The 12,177-nt window shown below is 61.3% G+C and carries 13 protein-coding genes; 5 read left to right on the forward strand and 8 right to left on the reverse strand.

The features are described 5' to 3' along the window. Positions 1-110 precede the first annotated feature (110 nt). Entirely contained in the window at positions 111-740 is a 630-nt protein-coding gene (locus tag FHU29_RS04330; protein WP_064440317.1) for a hypothetical protein, read from the forward strand. Positions 741-798: 58 nt separating this feature from the next. Here the strand turns inward: FHU29_RS04330 and FHU29_RS04335 are convergent, their stop codons facing one another. The 6 genes from FHU29_RS04335 to FHU29_RS04360 form a co-directional block, all read right to left on the reverse strand. Further along, positions 799-1,335, reverse strand: a complete 537-nt coding sequence (locus FHU29_RS04335) for a DinB family protein (RefSeq protein ID WP_083962308.1) — start codon at positions 1,333-1,335, stop codon at positions 799-801. Positions 1,336-1,424: 89 nt separating this feature from the next. Beyond that, positions 1,425-2,507 (reverse strand): alpha/beta fold hydrolase, encoded by a 1,083-nt coding sequence (locus FHU29_RS04340; protein ID WP_157095084.1) that lies wholly within the window; start codon positions 2,505-2,507, stop codon positions 1,425-1,427. A 103-nt stretch (positions 2,508-2,610) separates the two neighbouring features. After that, positions 2,611-2,934 (reverse strand): hypothetical protein, encoded by a 324-nt coding sequence (locus FHU29_RS04345; RefSeq protein ID WP_064440319.1) that lies wholly within the window; start codon positions 2,932-2,934, stop codon positions 2,611-2,613. Beyond that, a complete protein-coding gene (locus FHU29_RS04350; RefSeq protein WP_064440320.1) occupies positions 2,918-3,184 on the reverse strand; it encodes a hypothetical protein in 267 nt (88 codons plus the stop codon). The genes FHU29_RS04345 and FHU29_RS04350 overlap by 17 nt, the downstream gene beginning before the upstream one ends. A 6-nt stretch (positions 3,185-3,190) precedes the next feature. Continuing rightward, positions 3,191-4,231 (reverse strand): hypothetical protein, encoded by a 1,041-nt coding sequence (locus tag FHU29_RS04355; protein ID WP_064440321.1) that lies wholly within the window; start codon positions 4,229-4,231, stop codon positions 3,191-3,193. Then, entirely contained in the window at positions 4,228-4,494 is a 267-nt protein-coding gene (locus FHU29_RS04360; protein ID WP_064440322.1) for a hypothetical protein, read from the reverse strand. The genes FHU29_RS04355 and FHU29_RS04360 overlap by 4 nt, the downstream gene beginning before the upstream one ends. A gap of 525 nt (positions 4,495-5,019) precedes the next feature. On the opposite strand from FHU29_RS04360, the gene FHU29_RS04365 reads away from it, so the two are divergent. Next, positions 5,020-6,333 (forward strand): condensation domain-containing protein, encoded by a 1,314-nt coding sequence (locus tag FHU29_RS04365; RefSeq protein ID WP_064440323.1) that lies wholly within the window; start codon positions 5,020-5,022, stop codon positions 6,331-6,333. 110 nt (positions 6,334-6,443) lie between these two features. Beyond that, positions 6,444-7,187, forward strand: a complete 744-nt coding sequence (locus FHU29_RS04370; protein ID WP_064440324.1) for an ESX secretion-associated protein EspG — start codon at positions 6,444-6,446, stop codon at positions 7,185-7,187. A gap of 10 nt (positions 7,188-7,197) precedes the next feature. Here the strand turns inward: FHU29_RS04370 and FHU29_RS04375 are convergent, their stop codons facing one another. After that, a complete protein-coding gene (locus FHU29_RS04375; protein WP_183377469.1) occupies positions 7,198-8,952 on the reverse strand; it encodes a DUF2207 domain-containing protein in 1,755 nt (584 codons plus the stop codon). A gap of 219 nt (positions 8,953-9,171) precedes the next feature. Between FHU29_RS04375 and FHU29_RS04380 the strand changes: the two genes are divergently transcribed. Further along, positions 9,172-10,062 carry a DUF5602 domain-containing protein gene (locus FHU29_RS04380; RefSeq protein ID WP_074390858.1) on the forward strand — a complete coding sequence of 297 codons (891 nt, stop codon included), beginning with the start codon at positions 9,172-9,174 and terminating at the stop codon, positions 10,060-10,062. A gap of 95 nt (positions 10,063-10,157) precedes the next feature. On the opposite strand, the gene FHU29_RS04385 is transcribed toward FHU29_RS04380, so the two are convergent. Next, positions 10,158-11,198: an LLM class F420-dependent oxidoreductase gene (locus tag FHU29_RS04385; RefSeq protein ID WP_064440327.1), complete on the reverse strand. Its 1,041-nt coding sequence runs from the start codon at positions 11,196-11,198 to the stop codon at positions 10,158-10,160. A 92-nt stretch (positions 11,199-11,290) separates the two neighbouring features. Here FHU29_RS04385 and FHU29_RS04390 point away from each other — a divergent pair, with 92 nt between their 5' ends. Further along, positions 11,291-12,112, forward strand: a complete 822-nt coding sequence (locus tag FHU29_RS04390; protein ID WP_064440328.1) for a crotonase/enoyl-CoA hydratase family protein — start codon at positions 11,291-11,293, stop codon at positions 12,110-12,112. The last annotated feature ends 65 nt before the right edge of the window (positions 12,113-12,177 follow it).

A 12,177-nucleotide genomic window follows, 5' to 3' on the forward strand; every position in this document is an offset into this window, starting at 1 on the left:
AGTGGCCGCGATCGTATGGCTGACCGGAGTGGGCCGGCAGTGGACTGCGACGGGCCGGCCACCGGCACGCACACGCGCCGGGCAACGTACCCCCGCGTGAGGAGGGATCGATGTTTCTCCAGGTATTCCAGGGCAAAGTAGCTGATGAGGACGGTCTTCGACGCTGCATGGATCGCTGGTCAGAAGAATTGCGTCCAGGTGCGGATGGCTATCTGGGCAGCACATGTGGCCTCAGTGACGACGGCACGTTCGTGTGCATGGTCAGATTTGAATCCGAGGAGGCCGCACGGCGCAATAGTGCCCGCCCTGAACAAGGTGAATGGTGGGCGGAGTGCGAGCGGTGCTTCGAGGGGCAGGTGACGTTCATGGATTGTCCCGACGTCACGATGTGGCTTGATGGCGGATCAGACGATGCTGGATTCGTACAGATCCTCGAGGGACACACAGCGGATGCCAAACGAATGCGTGAACTGCTGACCCAGAGCGGGGCTCGCCTACACGAATGGCGCCCCGAGATCATCGGCGGGACATTTGGCACGTACGGCGACGACGGCTACATCGAGGCCGTTTACTTCCGGTCGGAGGCGGAAGCGCGCAAGCACGAAAAGATGGAAGTACCCGATGACCTGCGCGAGTTGATGCAGGAAGAAGAACGGATCATGGGCAAGGTCACTTACTATGACCTGCACAATCCCATGATGATGTCCGCAGGAACCTCAGGGATGAGCGAATCTCGCTGACCGCGTAAGCGCGCCCGATGCCGCAGCAGGCGGACATCGGGCGCGAATACGTTCGCTGTCAGCCCATCGTTTTCGAGCCGTCGAGGGACTCGCGAAGGATGTCGGCGTGTCCGGAATGCTGTGCGGTTTCCGCGAGGATATGCACGAGGACGCGCCGCGCTGACCAGCGAACCCCGGGCGGGAACCACGGTGCGTCCGGAAGCGGATGCGACACATCAAGAGTGGGAAGGTCCGCCACAATTTGTGCTGTCCGCTTGGCCACCTCGTCGTACTCGGCGAGCACACTTGCGAGGGTTTCGTTCTCGAGTAACTTGAATTCGTTTTCGCGGGCCTCGAAGTCGATGTCCTCCATGTTGCCGAGAGCTGACGGGCCGTTGAGCACGAAGTTCATCCAGCCGCGTTCCGTTGCGGTGACGTGTTTGATGAGCCCACCGAGGCAGAGTTCACTCACCGTTGTGCGCTGCCGTGCCTGTTCGTCCGTGAGATTCTGGACGGTATAGCGGAGAAATCCCCGTTGCGTGGCGAGAGCTTCGAGTAGTTCCGCACGCTCGCTTGAGAGTTCAGAGTTGACGGGGGAGGGCTGAGTCGCTGGCATGGGCTCACCTTTCATCCTGGCTGATGAGACCACTGTATGATTTATTGCGGCCACTTATTGACCGCAATAAGCCGACTTCTCGACTTTTTCTAAGGTGCGACCAATTCGGCCTCATGCTGCTGTTCGGTCAGGAACCTGTCGATATGCACCCATGTCGTGTCTTTGGCGCCAGGGCCCGCGAGTACACCGAGATGACTGCCGGGTTCCGTTTCGAACCTGACCAGAGGCGCACCTGTCAGCACCTGCAGCAAGTGGCGTGCGGCTGGGACAGAAGTGATGGCGTCGCCGACTCCGGCAACCGCGAGCACCGGGACCCTGAGGTTCTCAAACCGTATCTCCCGATCGCCAAGTTTCAGTCCGCCTCGTGCGAGGTCATTCCGAAGCATGATGCGCTTCCATAGCTGCAGATACAGACGGCCCGGGTATCCCGGCATTTGTCCCATGAAGCGCTCGATAGCCTCCATGCGTGCCAGGCTCTCGGTGTTCGCGAGGTTCTTGGCGATGAACACTGGCTTCTTCAGCTCGCGCTCGATTGCCGTCGCACGGAACGTGAGGCGGACAATAGGTGCGGGCATCCCGCCCATCAGCTTGGTCCCGAGCGTCGTGATGCGGCCTCCGGTAATACGCGCGAGCGCGCGCAGCGGGTACAGATTGGGAAGCTTGGAATAGTCAATCGGTGTAGCAACCGTAGTGATCGACCGGATCGGCAGGTCGGGGTGCGCGGATGCAGCCAGCAGTGTGAGAGTTCCGCCAAGGCACCAACAGACCACGTCGATCGGCTTGCCGCCATGTTCTTCAGATACCCGACGGATCGCGGTGGGGAGGATGTCATCGATCCACTCCTCGAACCCGAGGTCGCGATCGGCGTAGCTTATCGTCCCGTAATCGATGACATAGGGGGTTCGGCCGGTGTCCACAAGGTAGCGCGCAAGGCTCTGACCTGGCCGAAGGTCGAAGCAACTCGCTGAGACCGCAAGCGGCGGGACTAGCAGGACCGGAACGTCCACGGCGGGCGTCTCCGTTCCGGACGGTCGTTCGAAGCGGCGCAGCGTGCGATGCGGCTCGTCGTATATCACCGTCGACGGGGCCGGCTGAGGCTGTTCCAGCCCGCCGCCAAATGTCATCCCCCACGCGTTGCGTGCGGCCGTGGGGACATTCTTGTGGACGCTCACCTGATACTCCCTTGCTCCTGCTGTGAGTGGGATTGTCTCACATAAATGATGCCACCTGCTGTCGGTCGTGGGGGAGAACACAGGAGTTTCACAGCGCGAATGCTCAGATCCGCAACGTTTCGGCGCGAACTGTCTCGGCTATCTGATGGGCCTGGCGCGCGAACTCACCCCAGTATCGGAGATGGACCGTGCTGACGTCGAGGACAATGCCACCGGCGGGCGCGGACAGGACGTACTGCACGCCACGTGAGACAACTGATACGGCATCCAGAGCACCGGGAGCCGATTCAGGGAGTGACAGTTCCGTTTCCCGCACACTCCGTACAGCAGCACCAAAGGGGAGACCGATCACTTCGGTCACTGCCCTCGGATGCCGGACGCGAATTATCTCCGCGAGACCGGCAGCATCATCAGAGCCAGCCAGCATTGGCGTTGTGCCATTGGCTCACGGTGAGAAAGGCCGATACCTCCGGGCCCGCTTCCACTGCGGTGAGAACGGCTGCGAGCGCGATCCCGGACGCGCGCAGATCGGCGCCGAGCATCGCCAGTCCGTCCCTCGCACCGTGGCATGCGCGGCCGCCCCCCTCGAGCGCCTCCGCCGCGCAGGCCCGGCGCTGCTCAGCGTCATCCTGCAGCGGAACAAGAATGCACCCTGGTGGGACGGAGATCCTCAGCACAGCACCTCATTTCCCCTGCGCGAGTTCAGCAGCAGGGCGCAGCGTGTATTCACCTGGCTGGAAGAAGGCGAGCGCCGCTTCGTCCGCGTCACGGGGGTTCCAGTGCCCCTCCCACAGATTTCCGCCCAGCGAGAGGGGGTAGTTCTGGCGCCCCGCGGGAATCGTGCCGAGTCCGTCAAGCGCTAGCGTCTTCCATGTCACCTCCTCGGCGCCCGCCCGCATCGCGACGGCATGCCCTGCGAATGCAGCGGCACTCAGCGCGACAGAGGTGACTCCCAGCGCCCCCGCTAGCGGCTGGGTACCGGGAATCAGGGCGAACGCGCCCGAGGCAATCCCGAGAGCGGTGCTCAGATCGGACGCGGTGTCCGAGATGCTCGCGATTGTGTCAGCATTCTCCTGAATGAATTCCCACGCGAATTCAGGTCCCTTCAGCAGAGTGTCCAGAATCCGCCCGAATTCCGCTCCGGCTCGTTCGAACACGCCCGGTGTATTCGGAGCCAGCGCTGCGGCTTTGTCTAGTTCCGCCGACCTAATCGCGCCTTCACGGCTGTGCTCCACCTCGAGCTGATGGGCGAGCCATCGGATGTGTTCGAGTTCCTCGAGCGCGCTGCGTAACTCGCGCTGTGCAAGAAATGCGCGCAACTGGCTGTCGCTGTCGCCTGCGACGGACTCGAGGGGAGTCAAGTAGGGGTTCATCCGGGCGGCGCTTATCCGCTCCATCGCAGCGCGCGCCGCAGTTTCGAGCTGTTCTGCGCGATGTTGCAGGTCGGCGAGGGTGTACGCCCACTTACGCAGCGATTCAGCGGAGTCCGACATCGCGGTCGCGGCGTCGCGAACCAGTGGGATCGTTGACGCTACACTCTCGGTGAACTGGTGCGCCGCATCACCGGTCCAGCTCTGATCGGCACGTGCAATCGAGGTCAAACTGTCGGCTGCGTCGCTCAGTAGCCGCGCGGACGCTCCGAATCGCGCAGCATGGGCCTCGACGCCTGAAACGTCGCCAGGCGCGGGGTCGAAACCGAGGGCTATGAAATCGATGCGGTTCACCGGCCACCACCGAGAGAGCGGGCGTTGAACTCCTCGGCAGCTGCGTAGAGATCGGCTGCACTTCTGAGGCCGAAACTCATCTGTTCGTGGGCGTCGCGGAGCTTCGCAGCACCGAACCCCCACTGCGCGTTCAGATTGCGTGCTGATTCCGTCAGCTTGGATGTTCCGAGACAGGCCAGATCAGCGTCGTGCAGTTCCCGTGTGGCGGCGTGCATTCCTTCCGCGACATTGGAGAGCACGCCCGCGATGTGGCGCAGACGCACAGGTTCGACTCCTAGGTCCCTCAATGTTCCCCTCGCCCTTCCGGCTGGATGCGTGATTCTGCTGTTGTTGAATAGGGACGCACGGCCCCTGATCTCGGTTCCATCACGGATCGGAAAAGTATGGTGATCGGGATCTTATTCAGTGCTAAAGGCCGTGAGGGACTGCGGCTCTTCGGTTTTGGCGCAGAACTTTTCGGAATGCGCTGCGCGTCGCGCAGATCTCCGTAAGATTGCGAATCAGTGACTGTATTACCCGCCCATTTGTCGGTTGACTGAATGACGCCGGAAATGAGGTCCCGTGATCGGCGGATACCGGGAATCACGAACCGGGTTGTATGGTGATGCCGGGCGTGGGGCTGGAAGGGGAATGGTGGAGGTACGGGGTGGGTGAAACCCATCCCTGGGGTGTCTGTCTCCGAATGACCACAAGTACGACAGTGGTAACTATCAGGCTGTAACGGTCGAGGGGTGAAGATGGATGTACCTAGCGTGAACCGATTTGATGGTGGCTCTAGACGGTCTGGCGTGCGTACTCCGCTGACGTCTGCTCAGGTCGCGATCTGGTTCTCGCAGCGTCTGCACCCAGAGGTTCCTGACAACCTGGTCCACTACGTCGACGTTCGCGGGAAAATCGACGAGGTCCGCCTCGCGCACGCCATCCGTGGCGCCGCACGCGAAACGGGCATTTCGACGGTGGGTTTCATCGAGAGCGACGGATGGCCATATCAAGTGGCCCGGCCCGCATCCGAGGTCGAGGTTCAGATCGTGGACCTGCGAAAGCTTCCAGATCCGTACGTCGCCGCTCAGCGCTGGATGAATGCAGACCGAACTCGGCCCGTGGACATCGTTCGCGACGATCTTGTCACTGCGGCGATCCTGCGGATAGGCGACGATCGTGTTCTCTGGTATTCACGTGTCCATCACCTCGTGGCGGACCCCTTTGTCGTCGCGGCATTGCTGCGCCGCGCCGCAGAGATCTACTCCGCGGACAAACGCGACGAAGCTCCGATCCCGTCGGCGTGGTCGGCTGCGCACAGTGCTGTAGATGCCGAATACGATTACTGCGGTTCAGCCGCCTACAGCAGGGATTCCGAATACTGGACTGAGCAGCTGCATGACGCGGCAGAGCCCATCAGCCTGGCTGGGCGAAGCGCGGAACCGAGCCTCGACACGGTGCGGATCCAGGGAACCGTGCCCGCCGCAGTCAATGCACGTATCGCGTACCGCTCCGAGCAACTCGGGACGACCATTGCGATTGTCGTTGCGGCCGCTTTCACCGCGTATCAATTGCGTGCGACGACGAGCGACGACCCCCTCGTCTCCCTGCAGGTCGCGGCTCGGCCAACCATGCTGCTTCGTCGCTCGCCAGGCGTGCTGTCGAATGTGATTCCGCTGCGCAGCAGAATCACCGCCTCCACACCTGTACGAAGCGCGATACGCGCGGTCGCGGAAGCGACAATCGGAGCACTTAGTCACCAGCGATACCGCCGCGACGACATCATCCGCGAGCTTGGCCTAGTGAGTGATTCAGCGGGAGACTTCGGGCCTGTGCTGAACTTCGCACTCAACGAATCCACTGTCGACATCGGCGGTACGCGCTTCGACGTGCATGAACTTGCTGGCGGTCTGGTCAACGACCTCAAAGTCACACTGCGATCGGACGCCAACGATAACCTGGTCATCGAATTCGAGGCGAACCCACGCTTGTATTCGCACACTGAGGTCGAGTCGCACCACGTGAGATTCCTCGCGTTCCTCGAGCAGTTCATCACAGCTGCAGATTTCACCCACATCGGCGCGCTTCGGGGCTTCGGACCGAATCTGCAGCTCGTACGCTGACCAACGCCGTCGGGCGCATATGAGCCACGACACAATATTGAATCGATTAGCGCGGAACCAGGCGCTCCCCGGATTCGTCAGACCATGACAGAGTGAGGGGAGAACCGATCGTGCACGTGAAATCATGGCATGTGACAGCCCTTGAGCTGTCGATTTTATTGTTCAGTGCTGGACGCGACCGGTTACCGTACCCGCTGCAGCACTCGCTGCCGAATTCAGATGAGGGTGCCACCCGCGAAGAACTGGCGACAGCAAAACGCCGCATTGAAAAGCAACTGTCACGTGAACTTGAGGAAGCCGCGCTCTGCCTCCTCGAACCCGAGAAGTACGCTCAATCGGTTAGCTTTGTCCGCGACGGTGAAAGCGCGAAGAAGCAACGCGCAATTGCCGCAGCTCGGGGTGCTCACGCAGGAGTCGCTGTTCAAGAACCAGGTGCATCGGAAAGCCACGGCGGTGACGTAGTACTGCGCCTCGTTCCGCGTGCAGCGGCCGCGCAGTACGTGGTGGCGTCGCTGCCAGACACCCCCGCGGGACTGTCGCGCAGTGTGACGGGACACACCACCGTTGCGAAAGCTGCGGAAACGCTGATGCCGCAGCGGCATCCGACCCACAGCGACGGTGTCACCGCCGAAATGCTTTTCTCCCGCCGCCGCACAGCCACCGGCGAAGTAATAGTGGGCTCCGGGCCGACGTACAGCACGCGTGTAAACGAGACTGACACCGCACTCAGTTGGATCGACGTTGATGGCGATGGCCGCTACCTGGTGCGAGCAACGGGAAACTCGGACTGTCTCAGTGTTCTTCCAGCTGACGGTGCGCGACTTACCCGAGAGATCCGGCGGTGCCTCGCGTAGCGTGGCACGTTCAGCGACCTCCGCCGCCTCCGCCGCCACCCCCGCCGCCGGAGAATCCGCCGCTGCTCGAGAACCCGCTACTGGCGCTTGGACCGCCCGGTGAACTTACGAAACCGCTCATGGACTCGCTGAAGTGCGCAGTACTGAACGGCTGGGTGCCGTAATACCAGAAGGGCACGATGTGGCGCTCCTCGTACTTCTCGGAAAGCTCGTTGACCCACTTCTTTTCTTGGCCGAATAGCACGGCGTACGGCAGGGTGCGTTCATAAAGCTGAACCACCTGATCAGAGTTGAATGCGCTCATCGGCATTGTTGGCGCGGTTCCGGGGGCCTGCATCGCGGCGATGCGGTCCTTTTCATTCATGCCCACATACCGTTTCAGCCCGTCCAGGTGATCCACGACCGCACGGCCGCGCGGCGTCAGAGGACGAATGTCAACCGCGGCGATGATCGCGATGAGGGCAGCGACAAAGGTTGCCGCTAGCAGCCCATATCGCCAGTCCGCGGGCTGGTTGCCCAGAATTATCGCTGCGATACCGCTGACGACAATGGCGGCTCCAGCGATCGCAAAGACCTTCCATCCGGCTTTCACCCGATTGCGGTAGCCATGCTGAATGGCGTCCTTCCGCGCGGTCGACTGCAGTTCCTGCAGCTGCTGTGTCACGTCGCTGTCTTTGTCCGCGAAGTTGTGCCGCGCGCCCGCAAGGCCGGAGGGGAAGAAGGCATCGATCAACTGACGTTCGTAAGGATTTAGCCCATCGGTGTGGACGAGTTCCACCGAATACTTGTTCGATGACGTGAACGCGCTCTTCTTCTCCTCTTCGACAATCCGAACGAAGCCCCGGACCGCAAGGTCAAGGATCTGAGCCGGAATGGCATTCGCGACGCTGCCTTGTATGCCCGCGGCCTCGATAATCGAGAGCCCCTGAGGTGGAGCGTACTGCAGCGAGACGGGCCCATTGCGCGGCGCACTCCGACCGATCGTCATGCGGATTCGAGTGACCACTCCCAGCACACCGAGGGCCGCGAGCATGGCTCCGATCATCGAGTAGCGTGCGGCAGCACCGATGGGGCCCTGATCGTACGGTGCGAAAGTGCCTGGCTCGAACATGGCGACAAGAGTGACGTTCTCGCCGGCGTCCAGCGGCCTGTTCGCTGTGAAAGTCAGCGTCTGGCCATCGCTCGTCGCATCGCACTCTTCGACGGCTCCGAACTCACCCGCGATGCAGCGGATCGCGCCTGTGAACTCGTCCCGCACTGATTCATCGAGATGCACGCGCGCGGTGAGCGCCTCGAAGGGCTGGCGCCACTCGACGCCGTTCGTATTCCAGTAGAACTCTTGGTGTGCGCCGTCATCCAGAATGACATCCCGCATCGTGTAGGTGAACTCGTACACCTGGGTCCCATTGACGTAGTCGTCGGTGCCAGTCTCGATAACAGTGTTCTCGCCACTCGAGTACTCGTCGTAGATCGGCTCTTCAGCGCCGTTGCGCGTCACAGACTCCACGGAGAGACTTACTGTGTGCCCGTCGTAATGGCGCGGGATCTCACGCACCAGCCCTTTGTTCTGGTCGAAGTCCGGAAACTCCGCCGTCAGCCTCTCGACAACGCGCAGAGAAGCGCGGCCCTCATCATCGCGCGAGAGGTAGTAGTCGGCGTCGAAACTGCTGAACGTGAAGTCTTCGGTCGACTGCGCAACCGCGGCGGGCGCGGGAACGAGAAGCGCGAATGCCGCACACAGCAACAGCAGAGCTGTTCGTCTCATGTCAGGCACGCTAGCACCGGCAGCTGCCATCGTCCCGATCAGGCGTCGTGAGTCCCCTCGAACATATTGCGGATTGTGCATAGGGCCACGTGAGAGATATTTTCTCGATTTCTCCCAACCACGCGCCAAAGGCGCGCAGAATTACCGTTATTACCTAGTTGCGGAGATTCGCGGTGAAGATTCGCGGTGAAGATTCGCACTGAAGAAGAGAGGGCGATTATGAGGTCACGCACATGGAGGCTCACCAGTGCTGCGGCCGCGACCGGACTTGCCTTGGCGTTTGTGACGGGCTGCGGTACCGACACCGATGACGAAGGTCTCGGTGACGCCACACCCGACGCGGCAACACCGGAAGCGACGACAGAAGTAACCGAAGAGGAGATGGAACCGCCCGAGGGCATGTTCTTTGGGTCCGAAGTCGAGGTGGGAGAGGGATCTGCACGCACATTCGTGCTCCTTGACGACGACGGCGCACCGACTGAAGTGGGGATTCGGCTTTCAGAAGGAGCGCTTGAGGCGCTGCCGGACGCGCCTGATGGTCCGCCCGAATTCTGGGAGATGGAACTGCCCGATGAGGCTGAGGACACAGTATTCCAGTTCGTGTCACTCGACTGGGCCAGCCACGGACACGAACCGCCCGGACTGTTCGACGTTCCCCATTTCGACATCCACTTCTACATGATCGATGTCGACGAGGTGATGGCGATCGATCCGGAGGATCCGGACTTTGCGGAGAAGGCCGAGAACGTGCCTGAGCCGCAATACATGCCGCAGGACTTCATCACCCTCCCCGATGCTCCTATCGCGGAAACAGCGGTCCCTGCGATGGGTGTGCACTGGATTGACTCCGAAGGCGGTCTTGTCCCGGGCGAGTACGAATTCGAGGTGGTCTTCATCAACGGGTCGTGGGACGGCGAATACACGTTTATGGAGCCAATGGTCACGCTGGAATTCCTGCAGTCGCGCGAGTCGTTCGAGGCTGAAATCAAGCAGCCTGAGGCGTACCAGCGGACCGGATACTATCCGACTATGTACAGCGTGACTTTCGACGAGGCAACTGGTGAGCACGTCATCACGCTCGGCGGACTGGAGATGCGCGAGGAGAGCTGAGATTTCCTCGACGGACGCGGATTTCCTAGAGTAACTATGAATCTCCTCAGGATGTTTCCTGAGGAGATTCATAGTTTCGTGCGGCAATCCGGAGATTAGTCCGTCAGCGCTCGCAATTGCTCGATCAGACGCACGCGGGCGTCGGTTTCGAACGCCATCGGCGTGACGTTGAGGGTGGTGACACCCGCTTCGCGGAACGCCGCGATCCGTTCCTTCACGAACCCCGCAGGGCCGATCAGCGACGTTGCGCGCACCAGTTCAGTCGGCACATGTTCCGCTGCCTCGTCTTTCTTGCCCTCGAGGTATAGCTCCTGAATTCGGTCTGCCTCGGCACCATATCCGTACTGTGTGGCAAGACTGTGATAGAAGTTCTTACCTTTCGCCCCCATGCCGCCGATATACAGCGCCATGAAGGGCTTGACTAGGTCGAGAAGTGGTTCGACGTCGTCGCCAATGGCAAGCGGGGGACCAGCGTAGATGTCGAGCTCACCCAAAGCGGGGTCGCGCTTTTCGAAACCTTTCGCCAGGGCCTCGCCCCACACGTCCTTCGCCTTCTCCGGATAAAAGAATATTGGCTGCCAGCCCTCGGCTAACTCGGCCGTCATCTGCACGTTCTTCGGTCCAAGCGAGGCCAGCAAGATCGGGATGCGTTCCCGAACAGGATGGTTGATCAACTTCAGCGGCTTCCCGAGGCCAGTGCCCTGCCCTGCTGGGAGCGGCAACTTGTAGTAGCGGCCGTCGTATTCGAGTTTCTCCCGCCGCCACACTTTGCGGCAGATTTCGATGATCTCGCGCGTGCGCCCGATCGGCGCATCGTAGGGAACGCCGTGGAAGCCTTCGATAACCTGAGGCCCGGATGCACCTAGACCCAATACGAAGCGCCCACCAGACACGTAGTCCAGACCAGCTGCGGTCATTGCAGTTAGCGTCGGTGTACGCGTGAACGCCTGCAATATGCCTGAGGCCAGCTGAATCCGCGACGTCTTCGCGGCGAGATAGCCGAGCGCGCTCACCGCATCGAAGCTGTACGCCTCGGCGACGAACACGATGTCGAGTCCCGCTCGCTCAAGGTCAGCGATCTCGGCCGCCGCATCCGCGAACTCGCCTGAGTAGTTGATAGACAGCCCGATTCGCATCCGGATCCCCTTTCGTCGGCACGCTCGACCATACTCCGCGTTAACTTCCGGGCTCATACAGGTCGCTAGCGCGGGGTGGTTAGAGTGCATGAATGACTGAATTGAAAGCGTTCACCGTCGAGAAGCGCGATCACATCGCCGAGGTCACATTGATCGGTCCCGGCAAAGGCAACGCGATGGGTCCGGACTTCTTCGCGGAGCTCCCTCAGATTTTTGGCGAACTGGACGCGGACCCGGACATCAGGGCTGTAGTGCTTGCGGCCTCCGGCAAGCATTTCAGTTTCGGTCTGGATCTGCCCGCGATGGCACCCATGTTCGGCCCGCTGATGGAGCCCGGCGCGCTTGCCGCCCCGCGAACCGACTTCCACCGCGAGATTCGCCGCCTGCAGGATGCCCTCACATCGGTCGCTGAGTGCCGTAAACCCGTCGTCGCGGCCGTGCAAGGCTGGTGCATCGGAGGCGGAGTCGATCTGATCTCTGCTGTCGATATCCGGTACGCGAGCGCTGACGCGAAATTCAGTATCCGCGAAGCAAAGGTAGCGATCGTGGCGGACATCGGGTCGCTGCACCGGCTGCCACCGATCATCGGCGAGGCGCACCTCCGCGAACTTGCCCTGACAGCGAAGGACATCGACGCGCAGCGCGCTGAGAAGATCGGCCTCGTCACCGATGTGCTTCCCGATCCCGCAGCGGCCCTGGACGCAGCGCGCGCGACCGCACAGGAAATCGCCGCGAATCCACCGCTCGTCGTGCAAGGGGTAAAGGATGTGCTGGGCCGCGAGCGCTCCGCTGCGGTTGACGACGGTCTTCGTTACGTCGCGGCCTGGAATGCGGCATTTCTGCCTTCGCACGATCTGACCGAAGCGATGAGCGCGGTATTTGAAAAACGGACACCGGAGTTCAAAGGCAGATAATTAGCAGGGATGCAACGGTGCTGCAACGTTGCATTCCTAGTGTTTCAGCTCACAGCCATTCCTAC

The organism is Hoyosella altamirensis (assembly GCF_014191505.1).
In the GTDB taxonomy this organism is placed as follows: domain Bacteria; phylum Actinomycetota; class Actinomycetes; order Mycobacteriales; family Mycobacteriaceae; genus Hoyosella; species Hoyosella altamirensis.

What these genes read in the sequence shown, in the direction of transcription:
- FHU29_RS04375 (WP_183377469.1), bottom strand. Translation starts at nt 8,952, where the DNA reads ATGAGACGAACAGCTCTGCTGTTGCTGTGTGCGGCATTCGCGCTTCTC.
- FHU29_RS04335 (WP_083962308.1), bottom strand. Translation starts at nt 1,335, where the DNA reads ATGCCAGCGACTCAGCCCTCCCCCGTCAACTCTGAACTCTCAAGCGAG.
- FHU29_RS04330 (WP_064440317.1), top strand. Translation starts at nt 111, where the DNA reads ATGTTTCTCCAGGTATTCCAGGGCAAAGTAGCTGATGAGGACGGTCTT.
- FHU29_RS04345 (WP_064440319.1), bottom strand. Translation starts at nt 2,934, where the DNA reads ATGCTGGCTGGCTCTGATGATGCTGCCGGTCTCGCGGAGATAATTCGC.
- FHU29_RS04380 (WP_074390858.1), top strand. Translation starts at nt 9,172, where the DNA reads ATGAGGTCACGCACATGGAGGCTCACCAGTGCTGCGGCCGCGACCGGA.
- FHU29_RS04390 (WP_064440328.1), top strand. Translation starts at nt 11,291, where the DNA reads ATGACTGAATTGAAAGCGTTCACCGTCGAGAAGCGCGATCACATCGCC.
- FHU29_RS04385 (WP_064440327.1), bottom strand. Translation starts at nt 11,198, where the DNA reads ATGCGAATCGGGCTGTCTATCAACTACTCAGGCGAGTTCGCGGATGCG.